At 65.4% G+C, this 14,187-nt stretch carries 12 protein-coding genes and 2 tRNA genes; 13 read left to right on the forward strand and 1 reads right to left on the reverse strand.

The features are described 5' to 3' along the window. The first annotated feature begins 3 nt into the window (after positions 1-3). From QUW00_RS05645 to QUW00_RS05680, 8 genes are all read left to right on the forward strand, one after another. A complete protein-coding gene (locus QUW00_RS05645) occupies positions 4-1,389 on the forward strand; it encodes a LarC family nickel insertion protein (RefSeq protein ID WP_289613413.1) in 1,386 nt (461 codons plus the stop codon). A 105-nt stretch (positions 1,390-1,494) separates the two neighbouring features. After that, positions 1,495-1,869, forward strand: a complete 375-nt coding sequence (locus QUW00_RS05650; RefSeq protein ID WP_289613414.1) for a hypothetical protein — start codon at positions 1,495-1,497, stop codon at positions 1,867-1,869. Between the two features lie 62 nt (positions 1,870-1,931). Then, positions 1,932-2,501 carry a phosphodiesterase gene (yfcE, locus tag QUW00_RS05655; protein WP_289613415.1) on the forward strand — a complete coding sequence of 190 codons (570 nt, stop codon included), beginning with the start codon at positions 1,932-1,934 and terminating at the stop codon, positions 2,499-2,501. 2 nt (positions 2,502-2,503) lie between these two features. Then, positions 2,504-3,364: a nucleoside triphosphate pyrophosphohydrolase gene (gene mazG, locus QUW00_RS05660; RefSeq protein ID WP_289613416.1), complete on the forward strand. Its 861-nt coding sequence runs from the start codon at positions 2,504-2,506 to the stop codon at positions 3,362-3,364. 208 nt (positions 3,365-3,572) lie between these two features. Next, on the forward strand, positions 3,573-4,862 hold the full coding sequence (eno, locus tag QUW00_RS05665) for a phosphopyruvate hydratase (RefSeq protein WP_289613417.1): 1,290 nt from the start codon (positions 3,573-3,575) through the stop codon (positions 4,860-4,862). Positions 4,863-5,110: 248 nt separating this feature from the next. Continuing rightward, entirely contained in the window at positions 5,111-5,920 is an 810-nt protein-coding gene (locus QUW00_RS05670; protein WP_289613418.1) for an FtsB family cell division protein, read from the forward strand. Between the two features lie 11 nt (positions 5,921-5,931). Beyond that, a complete protein-coding gene (locus tag QUW00_RS05675; RefSeq protein ID WP_289613419.1) occupies positions 5,932-6,900 on the forward strand; it encodes a Ppx/GppA phosphatase family protein in 969 nt (322 codons plus the stop codon). Positions 6,901-6,950: 50 nt separating this feature from the next. After that, positions 6,951-7,035: transfer RNA gene (locus QUW00_RS05680), tRNA-Leu, on the forward strand. Positions 7,036-7,185: 150 nt separating this feature from the next. Here the strand turns inward: QUW00_RS05680 and QUW00_RS05685 are convergent. After that, entirely contained in the window at positions 7,186-7,806 is a 621-nt protein-coding gene (locus QUW00_RS05685; RefSeq protein ID WP_289613420.1) for a tetratricopeptide repeat protein, read from the reverse strand. Between the two features lie 290 nt (positions 7,807-8,096). Between QUW00_RS05685 and QUW00_RS05690 the strand changes: the two genes are divergently transcribed. The 5 genes from QUW00_RS05690 to QUW00_RS05710 all read left to right on the forward strand — a co-directional run bounded on the left by QUW00_RS05690 (position 8,097) and on the right by QUW00_RS05710 (position 13,932). Next, complete coding sequence (locus QUW00_RS05690; RefSeq protein ID WP_289613421.1) at positions 8,097-8,474, forward strand: VOC family protein; 378 nt, start codon at positions 8,097-8,099, stop codon at positions 8,472-8,474. A 99-nt stretch (positions 8,475-8,573) separates the two neighbouring features. Beyond that, positions 8,574-8,660 (forward strand) — tRNA-Leu (locus QUW00_RS05695). 475 nt (positions 8,661-9,135) lie between these two features. Further along, positions 9,136-10,293, forward strand: a complete 1,158-nt coding sequence (locus QUW00_RS05700; RefSeq protein ID WP_289613422.1) for an Mbeg1-like protein — start codon at positions 9,136-9,138, stop codon at positions 10,291-10,293. An 84-nt stretch (positions 10,294-10,377) separates the two neighbouring features. Continuing rightward, entirely contained in the window at positions 10,378-11,172 is a 795-nt protein-coding gene (locus tag QUW00_RS05705) for a biosynthetic peptidoglycan transglycosylase (RefSeq protein ID WP_289613423.1), read from the forward strand. Positions 11,173-11,706: 534 nt separating this feature from the next. Then, positions 11,707-13,932: a MurT ligase domain-containing protein gene (locus QUW00_RS05710; RefSeq protein WP_289613424.1), complete on the forward strand. Its 2,226-nt coding sequence runs from the start codon at positions 11,707-11,709 to the stop codon at positions 13,930-13,932. Positions 13,933-14,187 lie beyond the last annotated feature (255 nt).

Raw genomic sequence — 14,187 nt, forward strand, 5'->3', positions numbered from 1 at the left:
CCTATGGTCAGCAACGGTTGCGCGCGCACGGGAAGCGCGCTGTATCTGGACTGCCAGGCCGGCATCGCCGGTGACATGCTCGTTGCCGCCCTGCTCGATGCGGGCGCCGACGAGGCGGCGATGCGCCGTGCCCTGGCGAGCCTGCCGGTGGACGGGTTCGAGATCGAGGTGTCTCGCGTCAAGAAAGCCGGCATCGACTGCTGCGACTTCGCCGTCGCGCTGGACGCGGCGCACGAAAACCACGACCACGATATGGCGTATCTGCACGGAATCGGCCATGCTGCCTCCGAGCACGAGCACGAGCACGAGCACGAGCACGAGCACGAGCACGAGCACGAGCACGAGCACGAGCACGAGCACGAGCACGAGCACGGCGGCCGCCACGGTCACCACCACCATGAGCATCGCGGCCCCGCCGACATCGCGGGCATCATCGATGCGGCCGACATGACCGTCGGCGCCCGGACGCTCGCCCATCGCACGCTCGACATCCTCGCCGCGGCCGAGGCGGCGGCGCATGCCGTCCCGCTCGACCAGGTGCACTTCCACGAGGTGGGCGCTGTCGATTCCATCGTGGACATCGTCGCGGCGAGCGTCCTGCTCGACAGCCTCGACGTCGAGCGCGTCTACGTCCCCGTCCTCGTCGACGGCAACGGCGCCATCCGCTGCCAGCACGGCATCATCCCGGTTCCCGTTCCCGCGACGCTCAATGTGTGCACGCAGCACGGCCTTCCGCTTGCTCAGGCCGACGTCGAAGGCGAGCTCGTCACGCCGACCGGCGCAGCGCTGGTGGCCGCCCTCGACCCCACATTCACGCTTCCGAAGCGCTACGTCGTGCGTCGCGTCGGACTCGGCGCGGGCAAACGTACCTACGAGCGCCCTTCCATCGTCCGTGCCCTGCTGATCGATGAGCTTCCCGCACCGGAGGCCGCGCCCGAGCAAGTCCCCGGGACGCCGGTGCACGTGGTCAAGCTTGAGTGCGATATCGACGACTGCTCCTCCGAGGTGCTCGCCTATGCGGCGGAGCGCCTGCGCGACGCCGGCGCGCGCGAGGTTCATTGGCTGTCGGTCTACACAAAGAAGAATCGCCCTGCCTATCAGCTGCAGGTCATAGCGGCGCCTGAGGATGTCGAGCGGCTCGAGGCGATCATCTTCGCCGAGACGACGACCATCGGCGTCCGCCGGAGCGCATGGGACCGCACGGTGCTCTCGCGCACGTTCGAGTCGGTCGAGACTCCTTGGGGAGGCGTGCGCATCAAGCGCGTCGCGCTGCCCGACGGGAGCGCGCGCATCGCTCCCGAATACGAGGATTGCGCCGCCATCGCGCGCCGCGAGGGCGTCGCCCTGCAGGCGGTCATGGACGCCGCCCGCGCCGCTGCCCGCGGGTGATTGCCGCCGGAGCCGTCGTCCGTCCGCATGTGCGAGCGGGGTACAATGGTCGTCGCGGGCGGCCGCGAGGCGTCCGGTTCGGTACGAGTGCGAAGGCGGTTGGGCATGTCTGTTCTGCAACGGGCGTTTCGGGTTATAAGCGCGCTGGCGATCGTCGGAGCGATCGACCTGAGCATCACCGCGCGCGTGCTCGCCACCTCCGGCACCTCGATCGAGCCGCTTCAGGTGGTGACGATCGTGCTGTCCGTCGCCATGTCGCTCGTCTTGGGTATCGCCGGCTTGGCTTCTGCAGGCAGGCCCGATGCGGTGCGGCGGCTCTTCCTTGCCATCGTGCTGGCGATCTGGGCGAACGCGTGCGACGTGCTCCTGCTGGTGTTAGAAGGGGAGTTCATCTTCTCCGTCGTGATCAACGCCGCGATCGTGGTCGCCTACGCGTATCTGGCGCATCGGGTGCGCCGCGAGCCCCCTTCGTCCTCATAGTCACCTGTGCGCTCGGCGCAACAGGGCGCCGCGGCTTCACATCCATCTGAAAGGACCCTCCCATGAAGTTCCTCATCGCCTCGGATATCCACGGATCGGCCTATTGGGCCGGCCGCCTCATGGAGGCCATCGACACCGAGGCGCCCGACCGTATCATCCTGCTGGGCGACCTGCTCTATCACGGCCCGCGCAACGACCTGCCGCGCGACTACGCGCCCAAGCGCGTCATCCCGCTGCTCAACGAGCTGGCCGCAACGGGTCGTCTTATCGCCGTGCGCGGCAACTGCGAGGCCGAGGTCGACCAGATGGTGCTCAGCTTCCCGTGCATGGCCGACAGCGCGACGGTGATGGATCCCGACGGGCGCCAGCTGTTCTGCACGCACGGCCACGTGTTCGGCGCCGGGTTCCACAACAGCGTGGACAACCTGCCGCAGCTGCCCGAGGGCTCGGCGATCGTGTACGGGCACACCCACGTCAAGGTGAACGAGGCCGTCCCGGGCTTCCCGTCGATCTGGGCGTTCAACCCGGGCAGCGTCTCCATTCCCAAAGACGGCACGCACAGCTACGGCATCTACGAGAGCGGGCTTCCCGCGGCGGAGGCTTTCCGCCACGTGGTGCTTGAGGAGGAGTAGCCATGGAGACTTCGCAGGACGCCGCCGCGCGCGACACCTCGACGCTTGCGGATGCGCGCGATGAGTTCCAAGCGCTCGTCCAGACCATCTGGCGCCTGCGTCAACCCGACGGGTGCCCGTGGGACCGCGTGCAGACGCACGCCTCGATCGCGCGGAACATGATTGAGGAGGCCTACGAGGCGGTCGATTGCATCGAGCAGGACGATGTGGTGCACCTGCGTGAGGAGCTGGGCGACGTGCTCATGCAGGTCGTGCTGCACGCGCAGATCGCGGCAGATGCGGGCGAGTTCACCATCGCCGACGTCGCGGCGGAGCTCAACGAGAAGCTCATCCGCCGCCATCCCCATGTCTTCGGCGAGCACGCGGACGCCCAGAGCGCCGGCGAGGTGCTCGACATCTGGGACGACGTCAAGCGTGCCGAGCGCGAGGCGCGCGCGACGAAGGCGGGCGAGTCCGCCGACGACGCACGGCCCGAGGGGCTGCTCGACAGCGTGCCGTCGTCGTTCCCGGCCCTCATGCAGGCGCAGAAGGTGTCCAAGCGCGCCGCCAAGGTGGGGTTCGAGTGGGATACCGTCGATGACGTGTGGGATCAGGTCGCCTGCGAGCGGCGCGAGTTCTTGGCCGAGGAGCCGGGCAGCGACGCGCGCGAGATGGAGTTCGGCGACATGCTCTTCGCCCTCGTCAACGTGGCGCGCCGCGAGGGCATCGACGCCGAGCACGCCCTGCGCAGCTCGACGGCGAAGTTCAGGCGCCGCTGGAGCGCGGTCGAGGCGCGTGCGGCACAGATGGGGACGACGGTCGAGGACCTGACGACCGAGCAGCTCAACGAGCTGTGGGACGACGTCAAGCGCGCGGAGTCCTAAGGGCGCAGAACCATAAGAGCCTGATGGCGGAGGCAGGCGGCCGACAGCGGGGGCGTTTCCGTTGTCGGCTGCCTTTTGTTGTGCTCCGGCCACCGTTTGCGCCGTATCCCCGTTGCTGTGCATAGGCTCCTGGGAACTGGGCATACTGTATAAAGTTTGCTTTGGGTAACCTAGCCCGAGCAGTGTGCTCAAGAGAGAGGACTCAGCTATGAGCGAAATTCTGGATGTCTACGGTCGCGAGGTTCTCGATTCCCGCGGCAACCCCACCGTCGAGGTCGAGGTCGTGCTCGATGACGGCTCCTTCGGTCGCGCCATGGTGCCCTCCGGCGCCTCCACCGGCGCCTTCGAGGCCGTCGAGCTGCGCGACGGCGACAAGGACCGCTATATGGGCAAGGGCGTCACCAAGGCTGTCGACCATGTGAACAAGGAGCTCGCCGACGCCGTCATCGGCATGGACGCCTTCGACCAGCGCGCGGTCGACGCGGCCCTTATCGAGGCCGACGGCACCCCCAACAAGGGCAACCTGGGCGCTAACGCCATCCTGGGCGTATCGCTTGCCGTGGCCCGCGCCGCCGCCCAGTCCACGGGCCTGGAGCTCTACCAGTACCTGGGAGGCGTAAACGGCCATCTGCTGCCCACGCCCATGATGAACATCCTGAACGGCGGCGTGCACGCCGACAACAACGTCGACTTCCAGGAGTTCATGATCATGCCGGTCGGCGCTCCCACCTTTACCGAGGGCCTGCGCTGGTGCGCCGAGGTGTACCACACGCTCAAGAGCGTCCTCAAGGACTCCGGCCACAGCACCGGCGTGGGCGACGAGGGCGGCTTCGCTCCCGACCTGGCCACGAACGAGGAGCCGCTGCAGTACATCGTCCGCGCCATCGAGGCGGCCGGCTACAAGCCGGGCGAGGACTTCATGATCGCCATGGATCCCGCGACGACCGAGTGCTACGACGCCGAGCGCGGCGTGTACGTGCTGGCGGGCGAGGGCCGCGAGCTCACGACCGACGAGATGATCGACTACTGGGCGGCGCTCGTGGAGAAGTACCCGATCATCTCCATCGAGGATGGCCTTGCCGAGGAGGACTGGGACGGCTGGGTCAAGCTCACCCAGCGCATCGGCGACAAGGTCCAGCTCGTGGGCGACGACCTGTTCGTCACCAACACCGAGCGCCTCAAGAAGGGCATCGAGATGGGCGCGGCCAACGCCATCCTGGTCAAGGTGAACCAGATCGGCTCGCTCACCGAGTCCCTCGAGGCCATCGAGATGGCCAAGAAGGCCGGCTACGCCTGCATCGTCTCCCATCGTTCGGGCGAGACCGAGGACTCCACGATCGCCGATCTTGCCGTGGCCACCAACGCCGGCCAGATCAAGACGGGCGCCCCGTGCCGCTCCGACCGCATCGCCAAGTACAACCAGCTCATCCGCATCGAGGACGAGCTGTACACGAGCGCTCAGTACGCGGGCAAGGATGCGTTCTACAACATCAAGTAGCCGTTGAGGCTTGCGCGTCCTGCTTCTTTCGCGCGGGTGCGCGGGCTGCCGGGCGTAAAGCTCGGCTGCCCAGCATGTTGAGCATGCGCGGCGCCGGCTCCTCGAGGGGCCGGCGCCGCGTTCGTTGGATGCGCGCATGCGTGCGGCTTTCGCGTGGGCGCGAACTGTGCCGTTCGCGTATCGGCCCGCGTGGTATAAACTAGATGCACAAACCAAGCGCAAACGAACTTCAAACACACAAGGCGCCTATGAACGACTACCGTAACAGCTCTATTCCCCTCGCCACGGTGCGACCGCGCGAAGGCTCTGCGCGCCGCGCCCAGGGCCCGTCCTATGCCGCTGCCGCCCCCGCGCTCGCGGGTGCGGGTTCGCGCGCCTCGTCGGGCTCGGCCTCCTCGGTCGCATCGGGGCGTGGGGCACGGACCCGCTTCGGCGCGCAGACGCCCGCGGGCGACGGCCGCCGCCCGGCGTCGCGTCGCGGCGCTGCCCGGCAGGACGGCACAGCTGAGCCGCGCACCCCCGCGCGCGGTGCCAAGGCCCGGCGTGCGGGTTCCGCTTCGGGTCGCCGCCAGACCAACTTCATGCGGTATGCCGCCGACAATCGCTTTATCCAAGCGGCCTATTCCTTCATGACGGGGTCCACGCGCCCCCTGTTCATCGCGCTCGTCGCGCTTGCCGTCGGCGTCGGCCTGTATTTTCCGGTGCGCGACTACTACATCGCCCAGCGCACCAACGAGATCCTGACACGTCAGGTGGCCCTGCGCGACTCCTTTAACGAGAAACTCGGGGATGAGGTCGACCAAGATTTGTCCCTAGACGGCATCGAGCGCTCCGCGCGCGAGCTCGGCATGGTGCTTCCCGGCGAGACCTCCATCGAGGTGACCGGGGGGTCGTCCTCTGATGCCGACGAGGGAGACGACGCTACCGCCTCGAGCGAGGCGCTGCGCGCCGAGCAGGCCGTCGCGGAGGACATCCCGTGGTACTTCAGGGTCCTCGACGCGGTGTTCTTCTTCCACGGCGTCGAGGGTCAGGTCATGACGTCTGCCGGCGAGGAGTAAGGACGAATCCCATGCGCATCGCAGCCATCGATCTGGGGACGGTGTCCTCGCGCCTGCTGACGGCACGGGTCGAGAACGGACGGGTGGTCGACTCGACCAAGCGGACCGTGATCACCGATTTGGGCGAGGGTGTCGATGCGACGGGGCGCCTGGGCGACGCCGCCATCGCGCGCGTCGTCGATGCGTGCGCGGGTTTCGTGCGCGAGATCGCGGCGTTTGGTCCGGATGCGGTGTGCACCACGCTGACGAGTGCCGCGCGCGACGCCGACAACGGCGCCGAGCTGCTCGACGGGCTTGCCGCGCTCGGACTGCATCCCCAGGTGATTCCGGGCGAGATCGAGGCGCGATTGACGTTTTACGGCGTCGCGCACGACTTTGCCGGCGAGCGCATCGCGGTAGCCGACTCGGGTGGAGGCTCGACCGAGCTCGCCTTGGGTTCCTATGTGCCCGGCGAGCCCTTGGCGCTCGAGGCGGTCCGCTCCCTGAATATCGGATGCCGCCGGGTGACCGACCGGTTTTTATCGGGCGATCCGCCGACGGCCGACGAGATCGGGCGCGCGGCAGCGTGGGCGCACGATCAGTTTGCGGCGTACTGGCAGGACAGGGCGTCGCGTCCCGACCGGCTCGTCGCCGTGGGCGGTACGGTGACGACGCTTGTCGCCATGGCGCACGAGCTTGCCGTGTACGACTCATCGTTTGTCCATCTGCGCGAGCTGCCGATTGCAGACGTGGAGAAGTGCATCGAGCTCATGCGCGTGCGGACCCGAGCCCAGATCGCCAAGCTGCCGGGCATCCAGCCCAAGCGCGCGCCGGTGATGCTGGGCGGCGCGCTCATCATGCGCGAGCTCATGCGCGCGGCGGGGTACGAGATGTTGACGGTGAGCGAGAACAGCCTGCTCGTGGGCATGGCTCACACGGTCGCCGAGGTGTTGGAGGGGCACGAGCCGGTCATCGGCTGGACGCCCGAGCTCTCGCGCTGATCGCACCGACAGGCTCCGGACAACGCGAACGTGCTACACTTACCCACCACGGGGGCGTGGCGGAATTGGCATACGCAGGAGACTTAAAATCTCTCGCCGCAAGGATTGAGGGTTCGAGTCCCTCCGCCCCTACCAGGTAGAATCGGGCTCCGACGCCGGGGCCCTTTTACGTTTTGGGCCCCTTGTCTGGGTCAGTTGGGGACGTGTTCGCTCCAACCCATTGAACCTTTCAATCCCTACCAAGTGATGGCGGGTCCCGGCGACGGAGACTTTGTGCTTCGGGCCCTAGCCCTCGTTGATGCGGGAGACCGAGCGCTTCAGGTACTCGTCGCGCTTCTCCATGTTGCCCTTGTTTTGGTACTGCAGGGCGAGCAGGTACTCGAGCTGGCCGCGCGCGGGGCCCGATTTCTTTTCGAGGGCGCTCTCCATCAGCTCGATGTAGTTGTACTTCTTGAGCACGGCGATGTCATACATCATGCGGCAGTCATCCTGGGCGCTTTTGTACTTGGACGGGTCGAGCTGCTCGATCTCTTTGAGCATCGCCTTGGCCTTCTTGCCCTTGTTGAGACTGATGTACACGTTGAAGGCCTTGATGATGAGGTCGGCGCGCTGCTCGGCGCTCGTCTTGCGCGAGAGAAGGTCATCGAGTACCTCGAGCGCGGCCTTGTCGTCACCTTTCACCATGTAGGCGTTGAGCTTGAAGTACGTGCGGTTGTAGTCGGGGAACGTCAACCGCGTGAAGGGCGCATCGATCAGGCGGAAGAACTCGTCAAACTTGCGCTCCTCGACCAGCATGGTCAGCTTCGCGAACGCGCGGCGCTTGTTGATGGCGATGGCAATCGAGATGATCGCCAGCACGACGAACATGACGATGGTGACGATGGTCAGGATCTGCAGCGGCTCCATGGGTCCTCCAGCTCAAAACCGCCCGTGTCTGCGCGGGCGGACGATGTGCGTTTGGGTATTATCGCGCAACCGGACGCTTCGTGCACGGACGCTCGCTGCGAGGAGCGGGCGAATCTGTCGTGCCGACCATTGCGCGCGCTTTGTAGGGCTGCGAATATGGGTCTGGTGTTTCGATTGCCCTGCGTGTGGGTAAAGCGGATATACGTGACGGCGCGCCGGCGGGCGCGCTGCGATTGCAACGATGACGCCGCCGGTCAGGTGCCGGCGCAGCGGCATCGGGAAGGAGCATTATGGCCGAGAACACCCAGAATCCTGTCGAGCTGTTTGATATGTACGTCGCCCACGTGGGCATCAACGCGACCGATCCCGCGGATGCCGACCGCATCGCCGGGGAGTTCGGCGACCTGATGGGTCTCGAGGCGCGCGATACGCCCGTGTCGGTTTTCTCCGGCACGCTGGTCGAGACCATGAAGCAAAACGGCCGCGGCACCAAGGGCCACATCGGCTTCCATGTGAACGACATGGCTGCCGCGGAGAAGTGGTTCAGCGAGCACGGCATGGAGATCAACGAGGAGTCCCGCGCGCTCAATGCGGACGGCACGACGCGCCTGGTCTACTTCAAGCAGGAGATCGGCGGGTTTGCCATCCACATCACGTCGGATAAGTAGGAGAAGAGCGACGTCGCGCAGGGTGGCGGTTTCTGCGGCGCAAGATTTGCGAAAAAACTCCTTGCACTCGGCGCACGATTTGCTAAACTTTAACAGCACGCGGGCGTGGCGGAATTGGCAGACGCGTATGGTTCAGGTCCATATGGGGGCAACCCCGTGAAGGTTCAAGTCCTTTCGCCCGCACCATCTGAGATTGAAGGCACCTGCAAGGGTGCCTTTTTTCGTGCCGGGCCCCGCGCAGGGACTTGAACCTGGGAAGGCGCGGAGTGGAGCCAACGGCGCGAGCCGTTGGCCACGGAGCGCGCAAGGCGCGAAGCGCCGCGGCGGCGGCGCGGCCGGAGGCCGCGCGCAAGTCCTTTCGCCCGCACCATCTGAGATTGAAGGCACCTGCAAGGGTGCCTTTTTTCATGCCGGGCCCGTGCAGGGACTTGCGTGTTATGGGACAAAACGTGTGTCTGATTCAGGAGCATCGACGCAGCGTGACGCCTCTTTTTCGCGTTTTTAAATTCGAGCGGGAACGGCGGCCACCTGGACAGGATGCGTGTCTGGGATCACCTTGGCTTCGCAGGAAGATGCCGTGACATGTTAAAAAATCCCTAGGGTGTTTTTACATCGCTCGTGGGTACAAGGCGTACAAGCACCAGATTCCAAGGGGGTCGCTATGCCCGTGCTCTTTGATTATCTCGAGTCGGAGCTCGCGACGTTTGACCAGAAGCCGTTCTGCCCGCTCGATTCAGCCGTTCTTTCGCAGGCGTGTCTGATAGACGGTGCCGGTGTCGTGCCGATGGTGCCCAGCGAGCCAGACCATGCTTTTGCCAGGCTCGGCGTCCTCTTGGCTGGCCGCTCGCCCTCCGCTCGCTTTGCGGATCTGATGCGCACCGAGCGCTTTGCCACGATGTTTGTCGGGCTTGTGCCCGGCGACCTCAAGCGCTGCTTGTTCTTGCTTGCGTCGAGCCCTCGCTATCGCGATCTTGAGCTGTGCCACTATCGCAGCGTGTTCGACGAAGCCTCCCATACCCAGTTTTGTGCCATGGCTTTCGTGTGGCGCGACGAGTTCGCATACGTTGGGTTCCGCGGGACGGACGCTTCCTTTACGGGGTGGCGCGAAGACCTGGACATGGCCTACAAGCCTCGCGTGCGCTCTCAGGATCTTGCCTGCTCGTACTTGGAGGAGGTCGCAGACCTGTTGCCGTCCCGCTTGCACGTGGGCGGGCACTCCAAGGGCGGCAACTTGGCGCTGTTCGCGGCGCTGAGCTGCAGCGATCGCGTTCGCGCGCGCATCGAGCGCATATGGTGCCACGATGCGCCGGGATTTCTGCCAGGGACGTTTACGGATGAGGACTACGTGCGTCTCGGCGGGCGCGTCCACCGCACCGTCCCGCAGGACAGCATCGTCGGGATGATGCTCGACTGCCCGATTGAGCCCCGGGTGGTCGAGAGCCGTGCTTCGGGCATCTTGCAGCACGACGTATTCAGCTGGGAGGTCGATGGCGACGACTTCCGCTATCGCGACGGCTTGGGCGATATGTCGGCCGTGCTGCACGACGTTGCCGCCGAATGGCTTGCCAGCGTGGACGACGAGCGGCTGGAGCGCATCATGGAGGCGGTCAGCAAGGCGGTCGTCGCGAGCGGCGCGCGTGACGCCCGGGAGATCCTTGAGGGCCGGGAGCAGTCGCTTCGTCGTGTTGTCGAGGTGGCCCACAAGCTCGATCCTGATTCGCGTGACCTGCTCGGCCAGGCGATCGGCGACATCGCGAACCTGGTCGCCAAGCGCTTGGGGCGCGATGTCGCCGCTGCGGTGCTCAAGCTGTGGGAGTGACGCGGCACAGCGTCCCTACCTTTCAAAATCGTTAGCTATCGGGCGCTCGATGTCGGGGGACAATAGCCGCTAAGGAGGTGCTCGATGGAGATGCTCGCCAAAACGGTGCGACGCCTGGTGCTCGTGGTGCTCGTGGCGGTGCTGCTGCTCGTTGCCGCGACCGTGTGGCGCGGGTACGGGATGTATCGCGACGCGCTCGACCGCATGTCGATTTCCGAGGCGGTTGCGCAGCTGAAGCGCCAGCCGGGTTACACAACCGTCGACGAGCTGCCGCAGCGCTACCTCGATGCCGTCGTGGCCGTCGAGGACCATCGCTTTTACGGGCATGCGGGCATTGATCCTATCGGCATCTGCCGCGCGGCCGTCAACGACCTGCGTTCCTTGAGTTTGGAGGAGGGCGGCAGCACCATCACGCAGCAGGTCGCCAAGAATCTGTTCTTTACCGGCGAGAAGCGCTTCTCGCGCAAGGTCGCCGAAGCGTTCATGGCGTTTGACCTGGAGAGCCGATATGACAAGCGCGAGATTCTCGAGCTGTACGTGAACTCGTCGTATTTCGGTCTGGGCCATACGGGCATCGGGCTGGCGGCGCCTGCTTACTTGGGTTGCTCGCCAAGCGAGATGGATGATTTCTCGTGCGTCCTGATGGCGGGAATCCCCAACGCCCCCGAGTCGCTCGCGTCGGATTGGCAGGCCGCCATCGACCGCGCATACGTGGTGATCGGGCAGATGGAGAAGTATGGCTACGACCCCGGTGATGCGGTCCTTGGCGAAGGCGACGGTGCGCCGGCGGGCACCGATGCCGATCTAGATCCGTCGCCCGCCTCATTGGTAGGCCGACAGGCGAGGAGGGGCCCTCGGATTCGTTCGTTTTTCCGTTGATGGTCACGAGGGAACGATAATTGTCGTATTGGCCTATTATTTGACCCCCTTATGAGTCTGAGAGAAACGATCTGGAGGGCATGGTGAGCGTGACGGTGTCCATCCGCTGGTGTTTCCGCAGGATTGGTTCGCGGCGGGCGGCCGTGAGCCGCCCTTCGGGCAGCTGCGGGTCGCCTTTAGGGGTGGCCATGCTTCAGTAATCGTTGTCTCGTGACCACGATGAGGATTACGAGCGCGCGAGGCGGGCGGGAATGGCCGACGGCTCCCGATCGGAGGTCGGTATTTTGCCGCGGTTTCAGCGGTTTCTTGCCTGTACGGGCAAAAGGGTTGCTGCGGCGGGTTCCGGCATGGCGGGCGATCGTCATGGGCTCCTGCGGCAGGTCCGGGCGGTTCTCGAGCTTCCGATTGTGGGGAGCACTTGAGCAGAGGGTGAAGGGATTCTGAGGATGCACTCCAAATCCATGCCTGCCGTATAATGGTCAGCTGCACCGTTTTGCCAGCCTGGCTGGCTGTTCGTACGTAAAGGAGCCAACCTTGAGCACTGCCGTTCAGGGCCGTCGCGGACCTCGCTTCCATCTGGCCATGGCTGCCGCCAAGGCCGCCGTGGCGGGACTCAAGCTGCTGCGCCGCAACGCTGGTCAGATGCCCGGCGTCATCGCCGAGAAGTTCGACCCGGCGTTCCTCGACCATATCGACAAGCCTGCCCATATCGTGTTCGTCTCGGGCACCAACGGTAAGACCACGACGAACAACCTGTTGAACGACCTGCTTGCCGACAACGGTATCGATCTGATCGATAACCGCGCAGGCGGCAACATCAGGACCGGCATCGAGAGCACGTTCGTCAAAAACGCGACGCTTTCGGGCCGTCAGCGCAAGGACACCGCGGTCATGGAGCTTGACGAGCTGTCGTTCCGCCGCGTGCTGCCCGACGTCACGCCCGAGATCATCCTGGTTACCAATCTGTACCGCGATTCGTTTGCGCGCAACGCCAACCCCGAGTTCATCTTCTCGGTCATGAGCGAGCACATCTCGCCCAAGACCAAGCTCATCCTCAACGCTGATGACCTCATCAGCTGCCGCTTGGCGCCGCAGAACACCAACCGCGTGTATTTCTCGCTCGGCCCGCTGGCCGAGGACACCCCTGACCCGCAGGGCATCGTATGCGACCTCACCGCCTGTCCCGAGTGCGGCGGCAAGCTGGAGTACGACTATTGCCACCTGCGCCATCTTGGCCATGCGCACTGCACTTCGTGCGGATTCACCAACCCTGACCCCGCCTACGAGGTCATCGCCGTCGACCGCGACGCGCATACGTTCACGGTGCGCGAGAACGCGGCGGACGGGCTTCCCGAGTACACCTACCGCTTCGGCGTGTATTCCCTCACCAACCTGTACAACCTGTTCGCCGCGACCGTCGTGGCACGCGAGATGGGCCTTGCGCCCGCCGCGATCGCCGCGTCGCTCGAGCGCGGCATCAACGTGACCGCCGCGCGCTACGCTGAGCAGGAAGTGGGAGGCAAGCGTCTGGTGGCGCTTGCATCCAAGGGCGAGAACAGCACGGCGACTTCGGTGGCGCTTGACACCATCCGACGCGAGCCGGGCGACAAGATCGTCATCCTTATGCTCGCCGACGCGCACAAGGCCGAGAGCCCCACAACGACCGAGTACATCGGTTGGTACTACCAGTCCGACTTCGAGTACCTGACCGATCCGGCCATCAAGCAGGTGATCGTGCAGGGTGTGACCAACGAGGACCTGCTGCTGCGCCTGAGCCTGGCCGGCATCGATCCCACCAAGCTCTACATGGTCACGACGCCCGACGAGGCGGCCGACGCCGTCGACCTGTCGTGCGGCGTCGACAACATCTTCTGGGCCTACGACATCTTCAACGGCGCCGATGTCGACAAGAGCCGCAGCCGACTCATCCACCGCATCGAGGCGGGGGAGCAGGGCGGCCCGGCCTCGCCGTCGGTGGCCGAGTCCGATGGCGGCGCATCCTCGCGTCCGACATCGTCGGCTGCCCCGGTCATCGAGGTGCTGTTCCCGGAGTACGGCAACCAGGCGGGCGACAACGGCAACGTCATGTACCTGCGCGCCTGCCTGCCCGATGCGACGTTTATCGAGACCTCCCACGGCGACGTGCCCTATTTTGCCGAGCACCGCCCCGACCTCATCGTCATGTGCGGCATGACCGAAGGCCAGCAGGTCACGGCGATCGAGCAGCTCAAGCCCTATCGCGACCGCCTGGCCGAGCTCGTCGACGACGGCGTGTTCATGCTGTTCACCGGCAACGCTCCCGAGACGCTTTGCCGCCGCATTACCGATGCGCGCGGCGAGCGCATCGAGGGCCTGGGCATCATCGACGCCGAGGTGGCCCGCGATACCGCTACGCGCTACCTGTGCGTGCAGTCCGGTTCGTTCGTACCCGCTCCGGGTGCCGAGCCCCTGGACGTCGTGGGCTTTAAGATTCAGTTCACCCAGGTCGCCGGCGACAACGCAGGGCGCTTCTTTATCGAGGACCGCGCCGGCTGGGGCCTTGATGAGCGCAGCAAGCTCGAGGGCTTCCGCATCAACAACCTGTTTGCCACCTGGATCATCGGTCCTCTGCTCCCGCTCAACCCCGATTTCACCTCGTGGTTGCTCAAAAACGTGACGGGAGGGGGTTCGGTGCATTTGGCATACGAGCCGCAAGCCCGAGCTGCCTTCGTCAAGCGCCTGCACGAGTTCAAGGCGCCGGGGATGCACCTGGCCTACTAGCGATCGCGCTGCCCGCCGTGCGCTTTGCGCGCGCGGCGCAGCTTGGCATCAATCGAATAGCGGTCTATCGCGAACGTCGCGACCTGCTTTATCCGGCGGGCCGCGACGTTCGCGTTGTATGCGGGCGACGACGCGCGATGCGGCGGCGGTATCCGCACAACCGGCGCGAAAGCCGCGGTGCAGTGGGCCGGAAGGACGCTGCGAGCTGCGGGCGAGCTGCGGCGTAGCGCGATCGCACTAGCAAGACCGAAGTAG

Origin of the sequence: Collinsella tanakaei (assembly GCF_030373545.1) — a bacterium.
GTDB classification, from domain to species: Bacteria; Actinomycetota; Coriobacteriia; order Coriobacteriales; family Coriobacteriaceae; genus Collinsella; species Collinsella tanakaei_C.

Coding starts and splice junctions, on each gene's coding strand:
- QUW00_RS05645 (WP_289613413.1), top strand. CDS start 4: ATGGTCAGCAACGGTTGCGCGCGCACGGGAAGCGCGCTGTATCTGGAC.
- QUW00_RS05650 (WP_289613414.1), top strand. CDS start 1,495: ATGTCTGTTCTGCAACGGGCGTTTCGGGTTATAAGCGCGCTGGCGATC.
- yfcE (WP_289613415.1), top strand. CDS start 1,932: ATGAAGTTCCTCATCGCCTCGGATATCCACGGATCGGCCTATTGGGCC.
- mazG (WP_289613416.1), top strand. CDS start 2,504: ATGGAGACTTCGCAGGACGCCGCCGCGCGCGACACCTCGACGCTTGCG.
- eno (WP_289613417.1), top strand. CDS start 3,573: ATGAGCGAAATTCTGGATGTCTACGGTCGCGAGGTTCTCGATTCCCGC.
- QUW00_RS05670 (WP_289613418.1), top strand. CDS start 5,111: ATGAACGACTACCGTAACAGCTCTATTCCCCTCGCCACGGTGCGACCG.
- QUW00_RS05675 (WP_289613419.1), top strand. CDS start 5,932: ATGCGCATCGCAGCCATCGATCTGGGGACGGTGTCCTCGCGCCTGCTG.
- QUW00_RS05685 (WP_289613420.1), bottom strand. CDS start 7,806: ATGGAGCCGCTGCAGATCCTGACCATCGTCACCATCGTCATGTTCGTC.
- QUW00_RS05690 (WP_289613421.1), top strand. CDS start 8,097: ATGGCCGAGAACACCCAGAATCCTGTCGAGCTGTTTGATATGTACGTC.
- QUW00_RS05700 (WP_289613422.1), top strand. CDS start 9,136: ATGCCCGTGCTCTTTGATTATCTCGAGTCGGAGCTCGCGACGTTTGAC.
- QUW00_RS05705 (WP_289613423.1), top strand. CDS start 10,378: ATGGAGATGCTCGCCAAAACGGTGCGACGCCTGGTGCTCGTGGTGCTC.